The organism is Pseudomonas veronii (genome assembly GCF_002028325.1).
In the GTDB taxonomy this organism is placed as follows: domain Bacteria; phylum Pseudomonadota; class Gammaproteobacteria; order Pseudomonadales; family Pseudomonadaceae; genus Aquipseudomonas; species Aquipseudomonas veronii.
On sequence record NZ_CP018420.1, the window covers coordinates 5,184,344 to 5,202,787 of the forward strand.

12 protein-coding genes and 2 pseudogenes are annotated in these 18,444 nt (G+C 61.7%); 6 read left to right on the top strand and 8 right to left on the bottom strand.

From position 1 onward, the window contains the following. Window positions 1-69: 69 nt before the first annotated feature. Window positions 70-2,445, bottom strand: a complete 2,376-nt coding sequence (ppsA, locus tag PverR02_RS23590; protein WP_026139809.1) for a phosphoenolpyruvate synthase — start codon at window positions 2,443-2,445, stop codon at window positions 70-72. 178 nt (window positions 2,446-2,623) lie between these two features. On the opposite strand from ppsA, the gene ppsR reads away from it, so the two are divergent. Next, window positions 2,624-3,442, top strand: a complete 819-nt coding sequence (gene ppsR / locus PverR02_RS23595; RefSeq protein ID WP_046382423.1) for a posphoenolpyruvate synthetase regulatory kinase/phosphorylase PpsR — start codon at window positions 2,624-2,626, stop codon at window positions 3,440-3,442. Between the two features lie 110 nt (window positions 3,443-3,552). On the opposite strand, the gene PverR02_RS23600 is transcribed toward ppsR, so the two are convergent. Then, window positions 3,553-4,977, bottom strand: a complete 1,425-nt coding sequence (locus PverR02_RS23600) for an aminotransferase-like domain-containing protein (RefSeq protein WP_079444509.1) — start codon at window positions 4,975-4,977, stop codon at window positions 3,553-3,555. Between the two features lie 160 nt (window positions 4,978-5,137). On the opposite strand from PverR02_RS23600, the gene PverR02_RS23605 reads away from it, so the two are divergent. The 5 genes from PverR02_RS23605 to PverR02_RS23625 are packed head-to-tail and all read left to right on the top strand — an operon-like array spanning window position 5,138 to window position 10,616. Next, a complete protein-coding gene (locus PverR02_RS23605; RefSeq protein ID WP_162231523.1) occupies window positions 5,138-6,031 on the top strand; it encodes a DMT family transporter in 894 nt (297 codons plus the stop codon). 23 nt (window positions 6,032-6,054) lie between these two features. Further along, window positions 6,055-7,917 carry a molybdopterin-synthase adenylyltransferase MoeB gene (gene moeB, locus PverR02_RS23610; protein WP_079444510.1) on the top strand — a complete coding sequence of 621 codons (1,863 nt, stop codon included), beginning with the start codon at window positions 6,055-6,057 and terminating at the stop codon, window positions 7,915-7,917. Between the two features lie 23 nt (window positions 7,918-7,940). Then, on the top strand, window positions 7,941-8,855 hold the full coding sequence (locus PverR02_RS23615; RefSeq protein WP_017845200.1) for a PLP-dependent cysteine synthase family protein: 915 nt from the start codon (window positions 7,941-7,943) through the stop codon (window positions 8,853-8,855). 37 nt (window positions 8,856-8,892) lie between these two features. Further along, on the top strand, window positions 8,893-9,885 hold the full coding sequence (locus tag PverR02_RS23620; RefSeq protein ID WP_046382420.1) for a serine O-acetyltransferase: 993 nt from the start codon (window positions 8,893-8,895) through the stop codon (window positions 9,883-9,885). A 2-nt stretch (window positions 9,886-9,887) separates the two neighbouring features. Further along, entirely contained in the window at window positions 9,888-10,616 is a 729-nt protein-coding gene (locus PverR02_RS23625; RefSeq protein ID WP_046382419.1) for an alanyl-tRNA editing protein, read from the top strand. Window positions 10,617-10,689: 73 nt separating this feature from the next. On the opposite strand, the gene PverR02_RS23630 is transcribed toward PverR02_RS23625, so the two are convergent. From PverR02_RS23630 to acnD, 6 genes and pseudogenes are all read right to left on the bottom strand, one after another. Next, window positions 10,690-11,817: a DUF4200 domain-containing protein gene (locus tag PverR02_RS23630; RefSeq protein ID WP_152032040.1), complete on the bottom strand. Its 1,128-nt coding sequence runs from the start codon at window positions 11,815-11,817 to the stop codon at window positions 10,690-10,692. 188 nt (window positions 11,818-12,005) lie between these two features. After that, the gene (gene prpD, locus PverR02_RS23635) at window positions 12,006-13,490 is read right to left on the bottom strand and encodes a 2-methylcitrate dehydratase (RefSeq protein ID WP_079444512.1); all 1,485 of its coding nucleotides are present in this window, start codon (window positions 13,488-13,490) and stop codon (window positions 12,006-12,008) included. Between the two features lie 199 nt (window positions 13,491-13,689). Then, window positions 13,690-13,872, bottom strand: a pseudogene (locus PverR02_RS23640) (PrpF domain-containing protein); the annotation flags it as partial. A 257-nt stretch (window positions 13,873-14,129) separates the two neighbouring features. After that, window positions 14,130-14,312, bottom strand: a pseudogene (locus tag PverR02_RS23645) (PrpF domain-containing protein); the annotation flags it as partial. 257 nt (window positions 14,313-14,569) lie between these two features. Further along, complete coding sequence (gene prpF / locus PverR02_RS23650) at window positions 14,570-15,760, bottom strand: 2-methylaconitate cis-trans isomerase PrpF (RefSeq protein WP_017848471.1); 1,191 nt, start codon at window positions 15,758-15,760, stop codon at window positions 14,570-14,572. Window positions 15,761-15,771: 11 nt separating this feature from the next. Then, window positions 15,772-18,366, bottom strand: a complete 2,595-nt coding sequence (gene acnD / locus PverR02_RS23655; RefSeq protein WP_046382417.1) for a Fe/S-dependent 2-methylisocitrate dehydratase AcnD — start codon at window positions 18,364-18,366, stop codon at window positions 15,772-15,774. Between the last annotated feature and the right edge of the window lie 78 nt (window positions 18,367-18,444).

An 18,444-nucleotide genomic window follows, 5' to 3' on the forward strand; every position in this document is an offset into this window, starting at 1 on the left:
AGTTCCGCCCTGTACAGATAAGAATGCCGGCCAACCTGACGATTGACCGGCACTTTTGACGCGTCGACCTTAGGCGGACGCTTGGCCTTCCGCCAGGAAGAACCAGGTTTCCAGCACCGAATCGGGGTTCAGCGAGACGCTTTCGATGCCCTGCTCCATCAGCCATTTGGCCAGGTCAGGGTGATCGGAAGGGCCTTGGCCGCAAATGCCGATGTACTTGCCGGCCTTGTTACAGGCCTGAATGGCGTTGGCCAGCAGCTTCTTGACCGCAGGGTTACGCTCGTCGAACAGGTGCGCGATGATCCCCGAGTCGCGGTCCAGGCCCAGGGTCAGCTGGGTCAGGTCGTTGGAGCCGATGGAGAAACCGTCGAAGAACTCCAGGAACTCTTCGGCCAGAATGGCGTTGGATGGCAGCTCGCACATCATGATCACGCGCAGGCCGTTTTCACCACGGGACAAGCCGTTTTCGGCCAGCAGGTCCACCACCTGGCTCGCTTCGCCCAGGGTACGGACGAACGGCACCATGATCTCGACGTTGGTCAGGCCCATCTCGTTGCGCACGCGCTTGAGGGCGCGGCACTCGAGTTCGAAGCAATCACGGAACGCTTCGCTGATGTAACGCGAGGCGCCACGGAAGCCCAGCATCGGGTTTTCTTCTTCCGGCTCGTAGAGCTTGCCGCCGATCAGGTTGGCGTATTCGTTGGACTTGAAGTCCGACAGACGCACGATGACCTTTTTCGGGTAGAACGCCGCGGCCAGGGTGCTGATGCCTTCCACCAGCTTCTCGACATAGAAGCCCACCGGGTCGTTGTAGCCAGCGATGCGCTTGTCGACGCTGTCCTTGATTTCCGGCGGCAGGCCGTCGTAGTTCAACAGGGCCTTGGGGTGGACGCCGATCATGCGGTTGATGATGAATTCCAGGCGAGCCAGGCCCACACCGGCGTTCGGCAGTTGCGCGAAGTCGAAGGCACGGTCCGGGTTGCCGACGTTCATCATGATCTTGAACGGCAGGTCAGGCATCGCATCGATGGAGTTTTGCTTGATGTCGAAGCCCAGCTCGCCTTCGAAGATGAAGCCGGTATCGCCTTCGGCGCAGGACACGGTCACACCCTGGCCATCCTTGAGCAGTTGGGTGGCGTTGCCGCAACCGACTACCGCAGGAATCCCCAGTTCACGGGCGATGATCGCCGCGTGGCAGGTGCGCCCGCCACGGTTGGTGACGATGGCGCTGGCGCGCTTCATCACGGGTTCCCAGTCCGGGTCGGTCATGTCGGAGACCAGCACGTCACCGGGCTGGACCTTGTCCATCTCGGACACGTCCTTGATGATCCGCACCTTGCCGGCGCCGATGCGCTGACCGATGGCGCGGCCTTCCACCAGCACAGTGCCGGTTTCCTTGAGCAGGTAGCGTTCCATGACGTTGGCCGAAGTGCGGCTCTTCACGGTTTCCGGACGCGCCTGCACGATGTACAGCTTGCCGTCGTCGCCGTCTTTGGCCCACTCGATGTCCATCGGGCACTGGTAGTGCTTCTCGATGATCATCGCCTGTTTCGCCAGCTCGCTGACTTCAGCGTCGGTCAGGCAGAAGCGCGCGCGCTCGGCCTTATCCACGTCGACGGTTTTCACCGAGCGACCGGCCTTGGCCTCGTCGCCGTAGATCATCTTGATGGCCTTGCTGCCCAGGTTACGGCGCAGGATGGCCGGGCGACCCGCTGCGAGGGTGCCCTTGTGTACGTAGAATTCGTCCGGGTTTACCGCGCCTTGTACGACTGTTTCGCCGAGGCCGTAGGCGCCGGTGATGAACACGACGTCACGAAAGCCCGATTCGGTATCCAGGGTGAACATCACACCGGCGGTGCCGGTTTCCGAACGCACCATGCGCTGCACGCCGGCAGACAGGGCCACCAGCTTGTGGTCGAAACCTTGGTGTACGCGGTAGGAAATGGCGCGATCGTTGAACAGCGAAGCGAACACTTCCTTGGCTGCGCGGATCACGTTTTCCACGCCGCGGATGTTGAGGAAGGTCTCCTGCTGGCCCGCGAAAGAGGCGTCGGGCAAGTCTTCGGCGGTGGCCGAGGAGCGCACGGCGACAGCCATGTCCGGGTTGCCGGCCGACAGCGTGGCGAACGCCGTGCGGATTTCTTCGTTGAGTTTCTCGGGGAACTCGGCTTCCATGATCCACTGACGGATCTGGGCGCCGGTCTTGGCCAGGGCGTTGACGTCATCGACGTCCAGAGCGTCCAGCGCGGCGTGGATCTGGGCGTTGAGGCCGCTCAGTTCGAGAAAATCACGGTAAGCCTGGGCGGTGGTGGCAAAACCACCTGGCACCGAGACGCCAGCGCCTGCAAGATTACTGATCATCTCGCCGAGGGATGCGTTCTTGCCCCCTACGTGCTCCACATCATGGACGCCGAGCTTATCGAGGGAAACTACGTACTCTACCAAGGTGATCTCTCCACTTTCTGTATTGGAAAAGCTCAGGACGCCGGCTGCTCAGTAGGAGCATTCGCCAGCGCTTGTGGCCTGGACCTGGAAAATAAGTGAGAATGCGGCCCACAGAGGGACGGCAAAATCGCGCCTATCATATCCAAGATTCGCCATCAGCTTAAGGCCCAGGGCTCAAATGAAACGATCTGCTTTCTTTATTTCCGACGGCACCGGCATCACAGCCGAAACACTGGGCCAAAGCCTGCTCGCGCAGTTCGAAAACGTTACTTTCGCCAAATTCACGCGGCCGTATATCGACAACGCGGATAAAGCGCGGGCCATGGTACAACAAATCAATCTGGCGGCAGAAAAAGACGGCTTTCGTCCGATCATTTTCGACACCATCGTCAATCAAGACATTCGTGAGATCCTTGCTACGTCCAATGGTTTCATGATCGACATTTTCTCGAGCTTCCTGGCGCCGCTGGAACAAGAGTTGAGTGAACATTCCTCCTATTCCGTCGGAAAGTCCCATTCCATTGGGCATAACTCCAACTACATGGAGCGTATCGAGGCGGTGAACTTCGCCCTCGACAACGACGACGGAGCCCGCACCCACTACTACGACAAGGCCGACATCATCCTGGTGGGCGTGTCGCGCTGCGGCAAGACCCCGACTTGTCTGTACATGGCCATGCAATTCGGCATCCGCGCGGCCAACTACCCGCTGACCGAAGACGACATGGAACACCTGACGCTGCCGACGGCCCTGCGCGCGCATTCGCACAAGCTGTTCGGGTTGACCATCGACCCGGACCGCCTGACGGCCATCCGCAACGAGCGCAAGCCCAACAGCCGCTACTCCAGCTATGCCCAGTGCGAATTCGAAGTGCGCGAAGTGGAAAATCTGTTCCGTCGAGAGAACATTGCGCACATCAATTCCACGCATTTCTCGGTGGAAGAGATCTCGGCGAAAATTCTGGTGGAGAAAGGCGTCGAACGCCGCTTTAAATAATCTGTTTGTCTGAACCGACACCATCGCGAGCAAGCCCGCGCCCACAGGAAAATGCATTCCAAAGGTGGGAGCGGGCGTGCTCACGATGAACGATAACTCGGCGAACCCGCCTAAAGGTGAAAGCGCCCACCGCCCTGCCCCAACGCAGTGGCCAGCGCATCAAACCCCGCCCGCAACAACTGATCATCTCCCGACGTATTGCAGATACTCGCCCGGATAAACTGCGGCACTGCGGTCTGCCCCACGGCAAACGCCTCGGCGGTGGCGATCAGGTAATTATTCTGCTTGAGTTCGGCCTCGATTTCCGACGCTCGCCAAGGCTCCGGGACTTCAATCCAGAAGTGCGGGCTATTGAGGTGCGTGCGGTATTCCAGGCCGGCCAACAGGCCCTGCACCAACACCTTGCGTCGGCTGATCTCGTTGATCTGCTGGCGCAGCAGGTATTCCGCCGTGCCGTTCTCGATCCACTGGGTCGCCAGCTCCAGGGTCACCGGCGTGGCCATCCAGCAGGTCGAACGCAGCGCCGCCGAAATACGGCTGACCAATGCCGGCGGCGCATGCACATAGCCGACACGCAGCCCCGCCGACACGGCCTTGCTCAAGCTGCTGATCAAAATCGTACGCTCGGGCGCGAAATAGCTCAGGGGCGGCGGCCGGTCTTCCACCAGCACACCGTGGGCTTCATCCTCAAGAATCAGCAGGTTGTGCTCACGACAGACTTTGACCAGCGCCTCGCGGCGTGCGACCGATAACACGGCAGTGGTCGGGTTCTGGATAGTGGGCGTGCAGTACAGCGCCGAAACCCGGTGATTGCGACAGACCTCATCGAGTGCCCCGGGCAGCACACCTTCGTCATCCATCTCCAGGCCGATCAGGCGCACACCGAGCATGCGCGCGGCGGTGATCAGCCCCGGATATGTCAGTTGCTCGGTGACCACCGTGTCGCCGGCGCGCAGCAGCGCCATCATCGCGCAGAGCAACCCGTGCTGGCCGCCGTTGACGCAAATGACCTGCTCGGGGATGGGATGAAAATCGCGCTGCACCAGCCACTGCGCACCCGCTTCGCGGTAACGCGGCAGGCCGGCGTCCGGCGTGTAGGCACTGATGTCCTGGAGAAACTTGGCGTTGGTCGACAGGGTCTGGAAACTCTGCGCCAGGAACACCGTCTCCTGCCCCGGGATATGCATGTTGCGGCTCATGTCGAAGTATTGGCGCGGCTCCTCGCTGAAGTTGCGGAAACCTTCATCCCGTTGGCGCTCCATCCCACGCTTGCGCACGAACGTGCCGTCACCTACCCGTGCCACCACCAACCCCAGGCGTTCCAGCTCGCCGTAGGCCCGGCTGATGGTGCCGATGGTCACCCCCAGATTGTCGGAAAGTACCCGATGGGGCGGCAGTTTCCGTCCCGGTTCAATCAAGCCCTCGAGGATGCCCCGTTCCATGACATCGGACAGGCGCTTGTACTTGACGCCCTGCCCATTGGACAACCCCTCACGCATAATTGACACCATGTCAATATTTGTTTTGACAGCCATCTTTAGCCCTAATAGTGTGCTTTTACGGGTTCAATCGCCGAAAAAAATAACTCATTACAAGTTCAATATAGAGTTCAATTCCGGCTCAGGGAAGCAATAAACGATGCCAATGTCCGCCGTTCTCGAAAACGCTGCAAAAACCAAAACTCAAAAACAGTGGTTGGCCGGCCTGGTGACCAGTGTGATGTTTCTCATCGTTTGCCTGAGTTGGGGTACCACTTGGCTCGGCATCAAAATCGCCGTGGAGAGCGTGCCGCCGCTGACCTCCGCCGGCTTGCGCTTCCTGATCGCGTTCCCGCTGTTCCTGTGTTTTGCCATGGTGCGCCGCGAGCCGATCCTGTTCCCCCGGGAAAGCCGTTGGTTCTTCGTGTTCGTGACCCTGTCCTACTTCAGCGTGCCCTATTACCTGCTCAACTACGGCGAAATGCATGTTTCGTCCGGCCTCACCGCGCTGCTGTTCAGTTGCATGCCGGTGTTCATCCTGATTTTCTCCGCGCTGTTCCTGCGCGAGCGCATCTACTTTTCCCAAGTGGTCGGCATCGGTATCGGCTTCGGCAGCCTTTACATGATCATCAGGAGCCAGGGCCTGCACCTGGACCACGCCGAGTTCTTCGGGGTACTGGCAATTCTGAGCGCCGCGATCATGCATGCCTTGTGCTACGTCATTACCAAGCAAAAAGGCAGCGCGATCAGCGTGATCACTTACAACACACTGCCCATCGGGATCGCCGGGCTGATGCTGTTCGTCGCCGGCCTGTGGTTTGAAACACCGACTTTCGAAGCCATCACCCTGCGTTCGTGGGGCGCCCTGTTCTACCTGGGCCTGGTCGCATCGGTGGGCGGGTTCATCGTGTATTTCATGCTGCTCAAGCGCCTGAGCCCGATCATCCTCTCGTTCGTGTTCATCATCTTCCCGGTGTTCGCGGTGATCATCGGCGCCTGGTACGAAGGCGTGGCGATTTCCCGCGACCTCATGCTGTATTCGGCCATTCTGCTGGCCGGTTTTGCGATCACCAAGTTGCCCATCGAAAAACTCATGGCCAAGAAAAATTGAGCCTCTTTGAACGCGAGAGAAACATGGACGTCCTCCGCCCAGAAGCCCTGGAACAGATCTATGCCCACGCCAGCCGCAGCTACCCCGAGGAATGCTGTGGCTTCGTCTTCGCCGACGGCAGCGTGTACCTGGGCCGCAATATCCAGAACGAGCTGCACCGCAAGAACCCCGAGATGTACCCACGCAGCGCGGCCAACGGCTACACCTTTTCCGTGGCCGACACGCTGCTGCTGAACAAGGCACTTCGCAGCGACAACCCGGTGGTGGTGATCTACCACTCCCACCCTGACGTCGGTGCCTATTTCAGCGACGAAGACCAGGACAAGGCGCTGTTCATGGGCGAGCCGATCTACCCCGTCAGCTACCTGGTGGTGGATGTTCGCCAGGGCCAGGCCCTGGGCTCGAAGCTGTTTGCCTGGGATGGCAAGCATTTCGCCCTTCAACCCTTCAACGACCTGCACACGGAGTTGTCCATGAACGCTGTCTCTTTCCCCGACATTCTGGTTCGCGTGGCCAAGCTGCCGGAATCGACCCTTGAGGGCACCGGATCGACATTGCGCGAAGTCATTGAAAACCTCTGCGACAGCCACCCGCAGTTGCGTATGCACCTGTTCCACGAGAACAACAACCAGCTCAAGGAACACTTCCTGTTTACCGCCGAGGAAGCATTGATCGAAGCAGACGACCGGCTACCGGAAAAGGCCAGGATCGAAGTGTTGCTCGCCACCTCCGGCGGCATCGACGTCGACAGCCTGAGCAATGAAGAAGTGCAGCGCTACGTGCGCCATATCACCCTGCCCGGCGTCGGTCGCGAAGGCCAGTTGAACCTGAAAAAAGCCAAGGTGCTGATCATCGGCACCGGCGGCCTGGGCTCGCCCATCAGCCTGTACCTGGCGGCAGCCGGCATCGGCACCCTGGGGCTGGTGGATTTCGATGTGGTCGAGAGCAGCAACCTGCAACGCCAGATCGTCCACGGCAACAGCACCCTGGGCATGTCCAAGGTCGCGTCCGCCAAGCAACGCTTGCAAGACCTCAACAGCCACATCCAGATCAATGCCCACGACACCGCGCTGACCGCCGACAACGCCCTGGAACTGGTCGGCGCCTACGACCTGGTGATCGACGGCACCGACAATTTCGACACGCGCTACCTGGTCAACGACGCCTGCGTGCAGTTGGGCAAACCCCTGGTGTTCGGCGCCATCTACCGTTTCGACGGGCAGATCAGCGTGCTCAATTACAAAGGCGGGCCCTGCTACCGCTGCCTGTTCCCCAAGGCACCACCAGCGGAACTGGCGCCCAATTGCAGCGCTGGCGGAGTGATCGGCGTGCTGCCGGGGGTAGTCGGGATGATCCAGGCGACCGAGGCGATCAAGTTGCTGATCGGCATCGGCGAACCCTTGTCCGGCCGCTTGATGCGCTTCGATGCACTGGCGATGAAATTCAGCGAGATCCGCTTCAAGCGCCGCGCCGACTGCCCGTGCTGTTCGGAACTGCGCCACAGCGCACCCCTCGCGCCGACAGTCTGCGCCGACGCCGTACCGAGCAAGCCCAGCCTGGCCGAAGAGCGCTACATCAAGCCGCGGGTACTCAAACAACTGCTCGAACGCCACAGCAGCGCCGACGTATTGCTGGACGTGCGCGACGCCAGCGAACTGGAGGTCTGCAAGTTGCCGGGCGTGGTGCATATCCCCCTCGCCGAACTGGACGGTCAGCTCGACAGCCTCAGCCGAGACAACACTCACTACCTGATCTGCTACGCCGGAACCCGCGCCGAGCAAGCGGCCAGCACCCTGCTGGCGGCCGGCTTCGCCAACACCAAAGTTCTGCAAGGCGGCATGAAACATTGGGTTCGCGACGTCGAACCCGATATGCCTTTGTACTGATCACGGCCCTGGGTAACGACCTGATGCTGCATAACTCAATTCTCGACGCCATCGGCCACACACCGATCGTGCGCCTGGCGCAGTTTTCCGAAGACCTCGGCATCGAGGTCTACGCCAAACTGGAATCGCTCAACCCCGGCGGCAGCCACAAGGCGCGCATCGCCTTGGGCATGATCCTCGACGCCGAGCGTCGCGGCGTGCTGATGCGCGACTCCGGGCAAACCATTATCGAACCCAGCGGCGGCAACACCGGCATTGGGCTGGTGATGGCTGGCAACGTGCTCGGCTACAAAGTGGTGCTGGTGATCCCGGATAACTACAGCCCCGAAAAGCAGAAACTGCTGCGCCTGTATGGCGCCAAGGTGGTGCTGTCGGACAGCCGCCTCGGCAACAATTCCCATGGTGAGAAATGCATGGAGTTGCAGTTGGAAAACCCCAGCTACGTGATGCTCAACCAGCAACGCAACGGCGCCAACCCGCAGACGCACCGCGACACCACCGCGCCGGAGATCCTCAGCGCCTTCGGTGAGCAGCGCGTGGATTACTTCGTCAGCGGCATCGGCACCGGCGGCCATATCACCGGCATCGGCGAAACCCTCAAGGCCGCCTGGCCGGCCCTGCGCGTGATGGGCGTGGAACCGGAGGAATGCGACCTGCTGAAAAACCAGCACGCCCCCCACCATATCCAGGGCCTGTCGATCGGCTTGATCCCGAGCATCCTCAACCTGGACGTGCTGGACGGCATGCTCAAGGTGTCGCGCGTGGAATGCCTCGACATGATGAAACGCATCATGCGTACCGATGCCATCAGCCTGGGCCTGTCCTCGGCCGCCAATATGGTGGCCATCGCCAAGCTCGCCCCGGAGTTACCGCCCGAAACGGTGGTGTTGACCATGGTCTACGACAATGCCGACAGCTACCTGCCCAGTTTCGAATAACCGGTTATCCAACCATCCAGAATGCGGGGGTGCCTCCATGGGCGGCTTTATCGACATGCAACATCTGCACGATGAATTGCTTACCCACCTCATCAAGACCCTGACGCCCACGCAGATGAAGCAGCTGGAGCCGCACTTGGCGCCGTTGGTCCAGAGCGCCGCCCAGGCGGTGGCCGAGGACCTGATTGCCTACGCCTACCGCGACCCGGCGTCGCGCGGACGCGGCGAGTTGATCCTGGAATCCTATGCCTCGTTCAAGGCGGTGCTGTTCTACCGGCTGGCGCACCGGGTGTGGCATTTTCCCGACCAGACCAACGGGATGTTTTCGCGCATTGCCCTCAAGCTCAGCAACCAGGGCAAGATCCTCTCCGGCGCGGAGATTCACCCGGCAGCGCGCATCGGTCGGCGCTTTGTGCTCGACCATGGCTACGGCACGGTGATCGGTGAAACCTGCGAGATCGGCAACGACTGCTACATCCTCTGCGGCGTGACCCTCGGCGCTCGCGGCATCGCCAACAACCCCGACGGCAAGCGCCACCCGCGCCTGGGCAACAACGTCGAAATCGGCTCCGGCGCCCGCGTGCTGGGCTACGTGCAGATCGGCGACAACGTGTTCATCAGCCCAGCGTGCGTGATCACCCAGGACGTACCGGCGGGGACCAAGGTCAAGGTGGTCAACCAGATCCAATTGCAAAAGAACGACGAATCGGAGCACAGCAGCTACCTCGGCGCCTTCGCTCTCGATGAGCGCCTGCACGTGGTCGGCGAGATCAACGCCAACCACAAGGTCACGGTGCTGGACGCCGACTTTCACCCGTTGCAGGGGCTGATGCTCGAACCCACGGTGAAAGAACGCCATCACCTGCAATTTCGCCTGCGCCACATCGAAATGGGCGACCGCCTGCCACGCCTGCCGCTGAACCTGAAAGTCTGCGGGCCGGAATTTGAAATCACCCTGCTTTCCCCCCCTGGCTTGAGCGCAATGGTGCGTCACCTGCTGCAAGCCAGCCCATTGATTGTCGGAGGTTGAACATGTCTGTGCACACCATGGAAACCCTGGCGCTGTTTGACAGCGCGCCCTACCAGAACGCCTTCAGCGCCCGGGTGATTGCCGTCAGCGAACACGGCATCGCCCTGGAGCACACGCTGTTCTACCCTACCGGCGGCGGGCAACCCGGCGACAGCGGCCACTTCACCCTGGACGACGGCACGCGCGTGGACATCCTCGGCACGGTGCGCGACCCGGTGCAGCGCTCGATCATCTGGCACCAGGTGGAACACTGTCCCGAGCAGTTGAGCGCCGGGGCCCAGGTGGATGCCAGCCTCGATTGGGAACGGCGCTACCAGCACATGAAAATGCACACCTGCCTGCACCTGCTGTGTTCGCTCATCGACGCCCCGGTCACCGGCTGCAGCATCAGCGCCGACAAAGGGCGACTGGATTTCGACCTGCCGGAAATGACCCTGGACAAAGACAGCATCACCCGCGATATCAACGCGCTGATCGAACAGGCTCATCAGGTGAAAACCCTGTCGATGCCCGCGTCGGAGTACGCAACCCTGCTGCAGATCACCCGCACCCAAGCGGTAGCTCCGCCCGTGATCCAGGGCTCGGTGCGCGTAATTGAAATTGCCGGAATCGATATCCAGCCATGCGGCGGCACCCATGTGATCAACACCGAAGAAATCGGCCGGGTGTTTTGCGAGAAGATCGAGAAGAAGAGCAAGCATAACCGTCGGGTTATTTTGCGCTTTGAATGAATGTTCAGCAGAACGGGGTCGATGCAGGTGCGGGCTTACCGCCCCACATTGACCCGTTTTTCTATCGCTGAACTTAACCCTTCAGCGCTTTGATCTGGTTATTCAGCTGCTCGATTTGCTTCTGCAGTTCGGAAATCACCTTGGAAAATTCAGCCATCATCTGGTCGATGCGTGTGCGAAGTTGCTCATTGTCGCGTGCGAGATCCTCGAGGGTACGAGGCGCCTGGTTTGATTCATCGGACCGGGCCGACGGGTTGCTTTCGTTGGACTGCGCCGCGCCTTGCTTGCCTTGGCCCGAAGAAGCCCCCTGATTGGCCTGACCCTGACCCTGCGCCGCGCCTTGCTTGCCTTGACCGGAAGAAGCACCCTGATTGGCCTGCCCCTGACCCTGCGCTGCGCCTTGCTTGCCCTGACCGGAAGAAGCACCCTGATTGGCCTGCCCCTGCCCCTGCCCCTGACCCTGCGCCGCGCCTTGCTTGCCTTGACCGGAAGAAGCACCCTGATTGGCCTGACCCTGACCCTGACCCTGCGCTGCGCCTTGCTTGCCCTGACCGGAAGAAGCTCCCTGATTGGCCTGACCCTGACCCTGACCCTGACCCTGACCCTGCCCCTGCCCCTGCGCTGCGGGAGGCATCCGGGTCTGGGGAGTATCCGCGCCCAACCTCTTACTCAAATCACCGATCTGGTCTTGAAGCCCTTTAACGACCGAATTGAAACCGGACTCCAACTTATTGAGCCTATCGCCCAGTTGCTTATTTTCGGCAGTCAAGCGCTCAAGGGAGGGAGGAGCATCCCGCCCGGCCCCTTGTGTATTGTCCATACGGCCGCGCGCTTCAGGCGACGTGCCGTTCTGCTTCGCCGCAGGATCACCACGAGTACTGGGGTTCGACGGTGCCGCCTCTTTTCCAGACGCTGCCTTCACCTTGGGGTGCTGCGCAAGCTGGTTCACTTGCTCCTGAAGCTTCATGATTTGCGGCGTTAACTTGGCGACCATCTGATCATATTTTTCGGCCAACTGTTTGTTCTGGCCAGAGAGGTGTTCCAGATGAGCGGGTACCGCGTTTTTTGCCGCAGACGACGCCTTGGCCAGAGGACTGTCAGGTACTCTGAGGCTCTCGTCGGCGCGACGGAGCCTGGCGTTCGGCGACATGTCATAGCCGACGGTGTTGGGCATTGGCGGGCGATTGTTTACGCTATTCATAAAAGGGCCTTTTCAGATTCAGGTGTTTGATCCACAAGCATCGCTTGCCAGATGACCCGCGCCTGCAGGGCATCTGACACCTGATTGGCTTCTATCTGAAAACGGTTCCGAAGATGTAGGACGCATCAATCGCAAAGTATGTCTGTGTCAAAACCTGCCCTTCGCGAGCGTGCGCAACCACGGCGCGTTCATATCACCCATAAATCCACAAAGCGATTCACCGGCGTGGCTTCAAGCCGCGCCTGATCCTTGCACAACGCAAAAATCTCGGCACTGCGCTGGGCCGTAAAGCGCGTCGCCAGGTTGGCCTTGAACTTGTCTTCCAGCAACGGAATACCGTCCACCCGGCGCCGACGATGCCCAATCGGGTACTCCACCGCGACCTGCTCGGTGTGGGTGCCATCGTTGAAGAACACCTGCACCGCGTTGGCGATGGAACGTTTGTCCGCCTCCAGGTATTCGCGGCTGTAGCGGGGCTCTTCGAAGATCACCATCTTTTCGCGCAGCTCGTCGATGATCGGGTGCGCAGCGTGGAACTCATCTTCGTACTGCTCGGCCACCAGCGTGCCGAAGGCCAGCGGCACGGCGGTCATGTATTGCAGGCAGTGATCGCGGTCGGCCGCATTGGCCAATGGGCCGACCTTGGAAATGATCCGAATCGCCGACTCATGGGTAGTGATCACGATGCGTTCGATGTCGTGCAGGCGATCCACAACCTGCGGGTGCAAGGTCACCGCAGCTTCGCAGGCGGTTTGCGCGTGGAACTCGGCGGGAAAGCTGATCTTGAACAGCACGTTTTCCATCACATAGGTGCCGTAGGGTTGGGACAGGCTGAAGGTGCGCTTGTCTTCGGGCTTGAGCGCCAGGTCCTTGTTGGTGTGACTGAACAGCACATCGTAGAAGCCCCATTGCGGCGCGCTCAACACCCCGGGGATGCCCATCTCGCCGCGCAGCGCGATGTCTGCCAACCGCACACCGCGACTGGAGGCATCGCCCGCCGCCCAGGATTTGCGCGAACCGGCATTCGGCGCGTGCCGATAGGTGCGCAATGCCTGACCGTCAACAAAGGCGTGGGACAGCGCCGACAGCAGTTGCTCGCGGTTGGCGCCCATCAGCTTGGCGGTGACCGCCGTCGAGGCGACTTTCACCAGCAGCACATGGTCAAGACCGACACGGTTGAAGGCGTTTTCCAGGGCAATCACACCCTGGATCTCGTGGGCCATGATCATCGCCTCCAGCACTGCGCGCACGGTCAGCGGCGCGTCGCCATTGGCCACGCGTCGTTGCGAGAGGTGATCGGCCACGGCGAGGATGCCGCCGAGGTTATCCGAGGGGTGGCCCCATTCGGCGGCGAGCCAGGTGTCGTTGTAGTCGAGCCAGCGCACGATGCAGCCGATGTCCCAGGCGGCCTTGACCGGGTCGAGCCGGAACGACGTGCCCGGCACCCGCGAGCCGAACGGCACCACCGTACCCTCGACCAGCGGCCCCAGGTGCTTGGTGCATTCCGGGAACCGCAGCGCCAGCAGGCCGCAACCGAGGGTGTCCATCAGGCAGTTGCGCGCAGTGTCCAGCGCGGCTGGGGAGTCGATCCGGTAGTTGAGGACGTAGTCAGCGATGTCCCGCAAAACCTGGTCGTAGTCGGGGCGGGTGTTCTGGTCGACGTTGGCGCTCATGGCTGTTCTCCAAAGTGGGTGGGGGGGCAGTCCTCGGGCTCACGGTTACTGGAAGCAGATCTTCGATGCCTGCCTTGGAATAGAGATCCCTTGTGGGAGGGGGCTTGCCCCCGATGACGGTGGGTCAGTCAATGAATGTGTCGACTGGTACACCGCTATCGGGGGCAAGCCCCCTCCCACATTGGATGTGTATCGAGCCTTAGAACGCGTCGCCTGGGACGCGCACGAAGCCTTCCATCAACACCCGCGCGCTACGGCTCATGATGGCCTTCTTCACCACCCATTCGCCGTTGACCTGGGTGGCTTCAGCGCCGACCCGCAAGGTGCCGGACGGATGCCCGAAGCGCACCGCGTTGCGTTCTACGCCGCCCGCCGTCAGCGATGTCCTGCAAAACCTGGTCGTAGTCGGGGCGGGTGTTCTGGTCGACGTTGGCGCTCATGGCTGTTCTCCAAAGTGGGTGGGGGGGCAGTCCTCGGGCTCACGGTTACTGGAAGCAGATCTTCGATGCCTGCCTTGGAATAGAGATCCCTTGTGGGAGGGGGCTTGCCCCCGATGACGGCGGGTCAGTCAATGAATGTGTCGACTGGTACACCGCTATCGGGGGCAAGCCCCCTCCCACAGGGGATTGGTGTTGGGTTTTAGAAGGCGTCGCCTGGGACGCGTACAAAGCCTTCCATCAACACCCGCGCGCTACGGCTCATGATAGCCTTCTTCACCACCCATTCGCCGTTGACCTGGGTGGCTTCAGCGCCGACCCGCAAGGTGCCGGACGGATGCCCGAAGCGCACCGCGTTGCGTTCCACGCCGCCCGCCGTCAGCGATGTCCTGCAAAACCTGGCCGTAGTCGGGGCGGGTGTTCTGGTCGACGTTGGCGCTCATGGCTGTTCTCCAAAGTGGGTGGGGGGGCAGTCCTCGGGCTCACGGTTACTGGAAGCAGATCTTCGATGCCTGCCTTGGAATAGAGACCCCTTGTGGGAGGGGGCTTGCCCCCGATGACGGTGGGTCAGTCAATGAATGTGTCGACTGGTACACCGCTATCGGGGGCAAGCCCCCTCCCACATTGGATGTGTATCGAACCTTAGAACGCGTCGCCTGGGACGCGCACGAAGCCTTCCATCAACACCCGCGCGCTACGGCTCATGATGGCCTTCTTCACCACCCATTCGCCGTTGACCTGGGTGGCTTCAGCGCCGACCCGCAAGGTGCCGGACGGATGCCCGAAGCGCACCGCGTTGCGTTCCACGCCGCCCGCCGCGAGGTTGACCAAGGTCCCGGAAATCGCCGCCGCCGTGCCGATCGCCACCGCTGCGGTGCCCATCATCGCGTGGTGCAACTTGCCCATGGACAAGGCACGCACCAGCAGGTCGATATCGCCGGCCTTGATCGCCTTGCCGCTGGAAGCCACGTAGTCCGCAGGCGGTGCCACGAAGGCCACCTTCGGCGTGTGCTGACGCTGGGCGGCCTCGTCCAGATGCTTGATCAGGCCCATGCGCAACGCGCCATAGGCCCGCACCGTCTCGAACATCGCCAGGGCTTTCGGGTCGCCGTTGATCGCGCCTTGCAGCTCGGTACCGGTATAGCCCAGGTCTTGCGCGTTGATGAAGATCGTCGGGATACCCGCATTGATCAGCGTGGCCTTGAAGGTGCCGACGCCCGGCACCTCCAGGTCATCGATCAGGTTGCCGGTGGGGAACATCGAACCACCGCCGCCCTCTTCTTCAGCGGCCGGGTCCAGGAACTCCAACTGCACTTCGGCGGCAGGGAAGGTCACGCCGTCCAGTTCGAAGTCGCCGGTTTCCTGCACCGCGCCGTCGGTGATCGGTACGTGGGCGATGATGGTCTTGCCGATATTGGCCTGCCAGATCCGCACCACGGCCACGCCGTTGCGGGGCACGCGGGCCGGGTCGACCAGGCCCGCGCTGATGGCGAAGGAACCCACCGCCGCCGACAGGTTGCCGCAGTTGCCGCTCCAGTCGACGAACGGTTTGTCGATGGCGACCTGGCCGAACAGGTAGTCCACGTCATGCTCGGCGCGGCTGCTCTTGGCCAGGATCACGGTTTTGCTGGTGCTCGACGTGGCGCCGCCCATGCCGTCGATCTGCTTGTCGTAGGGATCGGGGCTGCCGATCACCCGCAACAGCAGGGCATCGCGCGCAGCACCCGGGACCTGCGCCGACTCAGGCAGGTCCTGGACGCTGAAAAACACACCCTTGCTGGTGCCGCCACGCATGTAGGTGGCGGGGATCTTGATTTGCGGTACGTGTGACATGGTTATCCTCTTCAGGCGGTCGCCGCCGATTCCAGGAAGTCCTGGGCAAAACGTTGCAACACGCCGCCCGCCTCGTAGATCGACACTTCTTCAGCGGTGTCCAGGCGGCAGGTCACCGGCACTTCGACACGTTCGCCATTCTTGCGGTTGATCACCAGGGTCAACTGCGCGCGCGGGGTGCGTTCGCCGACCACGTCATAGGTTTCGCTGCCGTCGATCTTCAACGTGTGACGGTCGGTGCCCGGCAGGAACTCCAGCGGCAACACGCCCATGCCCACCAGGTTGGTGCGGTGAATGCGTTCGAAACCTTCGGCGGCAATCGCTTCCACACCCGCCAGGCGCACGCCCTTGGCCGCCCAGTCGCGGGACGAACCCTGACCGTAGTCGGCGCCAGCGATGATGATCAGCGGCTGCTTGCGCTCCATGTAGGTTTCGATGGCTTCCCACATGCGTGTGACCTTGCCTTCCGGCTCGATGCGCGCCAGGGAACCCTGCTTGACCTTGCCGTTCTCGACGACCATTTCGTTGAACAGTTTCGGGTTGGCGAAGGTCGCGCGTTGCGCGGTCAGGTGGTCGCCGCGGTGGGTTGCATAGGAGTTGAAGTCAACTTCCGGCAGGCCCATTTTCGCCAGGTATTCGCCGGCGGCGCTGTCGAGCATGATCGCGTTGGACGGCGACAGGTGGTCGGTGGTGATGTTGTCCGGCAGCACTGCCAGCGGGCGCATACCCTTGAGCGGCCGCGCACCGGCCAGCGCACCTTCCCAGTACGGCGGACGGCGGATATAGGTGCTTTGCGGGCGCCACTCATACAGCGGCGCGACTTTCGGGCCGGTGTCTTCGTGGATCGCGAACATCGGGATATACACTTTGCGGAACTGCTCCGGCTTGACCGACGCCTTGACCACCGCGTCGATTTCTTCGTCGCTCGGCCAGATGTCTTTCAGGCGGATTTCCTTGCCGTTGGCGTCGAGGCCCAGCACGTCCTTCTCGATGTCGAAACGGATGGTGCCGGCAATCGCATAGGCCACCACCAGCGGCGGCGAAGCCAGGAACGCTTGCTTGGCATACGGGTGGATACGCCCGTCGAAGTTGCGGTTACCCGACAACACGGCGGTGGCGTACAAGTCACGGTCAATGATCTCTTGCTGGATCACCGGGTCGAGCGCACCGGACATACCGTTGCAGGTGGTGCAGGCAAAGGCCACCACGCCGAAACCGAGTTTTTCCAGTTCGTGCCCAAGGCCGGCTTCTTCGAGGTACATGGCCACGGTTTTCGAACCGGGCGCCAGGGACGACTTGACCCACGGCTTGCGGCTCAGCCCCAGCTTATTGGCGTTGCGCGCCAGGAGGCCGGCGGCGATCACGTTGCGCGGGTTGCTGGTGTTGGTGCAACTGGTGATCGCGGCAATGATGACCGCACCGTCGGGCATTTGCCCCGGTACTTCTTCCCACTGGCCGGAGATGCCTTTGGCGGCGAGGTCGCTGGTGGCGACACGGGCGTGCGGGTTGCTCGGGCCGGCCATGTTGCGCACGACGCTGGACAGGTCGAAGGTCAAGCCGCGCTCGTATTTCGCGCCCTTGAGGTCGTCGGCCCACAGGCCGGTCTGGCGAGCGTATTGCTCGACCAGGGCGACTTGTGCGTCTTCACGGCCGGTGAGTTTCAGGTAGGCAATGGTCTGCGGGTCGATGTAGAACATCGCCGCGGTGGCGCCGTATTCCGGGGCCATGTTGGAGATGGTCGCGCGGTCGCCCAGGGTCAGTGCCGATGCACCTTCGCCGAAGAACTCGAGCCATGCGCCCACCACTTTCTGTTGACGCAGGAACTCGGTCAGCGCCAGCACCATGTCGGTGGCGGTGATACCGGGTTGCAGCTTGCCCGTCAGCTCCACGCCGACGCTTTCCGGCAGGCGCATCCACGAGGCGCGGCCGAGCATCACGCTCTCGGCTTCGAGGCCGCCGACGCCGATGGCGATCACGCCGAGGGCATCCACGTGCGGAGTGTGGCTGTCGGTGCCGACGCAGGTGTCGGGGAACGCCACGCCGTCACGCACCTGGATCACCGGAGACATTTTCTCCAGGTTGATCTGGTGCATGATGCCGTTGCCCGGCGGGATCACGTCGACGTTCTTGAAGGCTTTTTTGGTCCACTCGATAAAGTGGAAGCGGTCTTCGTTGCGGCGGTCTTCGATGGCGCGGTTTTTCTCGAACGCGTCCGGGTCGAAACCACCGGCTTCGACGGCCAGGGAGTGGTCGACGATCAGTTGGGTCGGCACCACCGGGTTGACCTGGGCCGGGTCGCCGCCTTGCAGGGCGATGGCATCGCGCAGGCCGGCGAGGTCGACCAGGGCGGTCTGGCCGAGGATGTCATGGCACACCACCCGCGCCGGGAACCAAGGGAAGTCGAGGTCGCGCTTGCGCTCGATCAGTTGGCTCAGGGAAGCATTGAGGGTGGCCGGGTCGCAACGACGCACCAGGTTTTCCGCGAGTACGCGGGAGGTGTAAGGCAAGGTGGCGTAGGCGCCGGGGGTGATTGCATCGACAGCCGCGCGGGCGTCGAAGTAATCGAGGCGGCTGCCGGGGAGCGATTTGCGAAATTCAGTGTTCATCGTCAGGACTCGGTCACGGTGATTACAAAAAGAACCCACTGATCCAGATTTGAAATGCGATTCAAATGTGGGAGGGGG

Bases quoted from the DNA above. Each gene is read 5' to 3' on its own strand.
- ppsR (WP_046382423.1), top strand. From the start codon at position 2,624: ATGAAACGATCTGCTTTCTTTATTTCCGACGGCACCGGCATCACAGCC.
- PverR02_RS23600 (WP_079444509.1), bottom strand. From the start codon at position 4,977: ATGGCTGTCAAAACAAATATTGACATGGTGTCAATTATGCGTGAGGGG.
- moeB (WP_079444510.1), top strand. From the start codon at position 6,055: ATGGACGTCCTCCGCCCAGAAGCCCTGGAACAGATCTATGCCCACGCC.
- PverR02_RS23615 (WP_017845200.1), top strand. From the start codon at position 7,941: ATGCTGCATAACTCAATTCTCGACGCCATCGGCCACACACCGATCGTG.
- PverR02_RS23620 (WP_046382420.1), top strand. From the start codon at position 8,893: ATGGGCGGCTTTATCGACATGCAACATCTGCACGATGAATTGCTTACC.
- PverR02_RS23625 (WP_046382419.1), top strand. From the start codon at position 9,888: ATGTCTGTGCACACCATGGAAACCCTGGCGCTGTTTGACAGCGCGCCC.
- PverR02_RS23630 (WP_152032040.1), bottom strand. From the start codon at position 11,817: ATGAATAGCGTAAACAATCGCCCGCCAATGCCCAACACCGTCGGCTAT.
- prpD (WP_079444512.1), bottom strand. From the start codon at position 13,490: ATGAGCGCCAACGTCGACCAGAACACCCGCCCCGACTACGACCAGGTT.
- prpF (WP_017848471.1), bottom strand. From the start codon at position 15,760: ATGTCACACGTACCGCAAATCAAGATCCCCGCCACCTACATGCGTGGC.
- acnD (WP_046382417.1), bottom strand. From the start codon at position 18,366: ATGAACACTGAATTTCGCAAATCGCTCCCCGGCAGCCGCCTCGATTAC.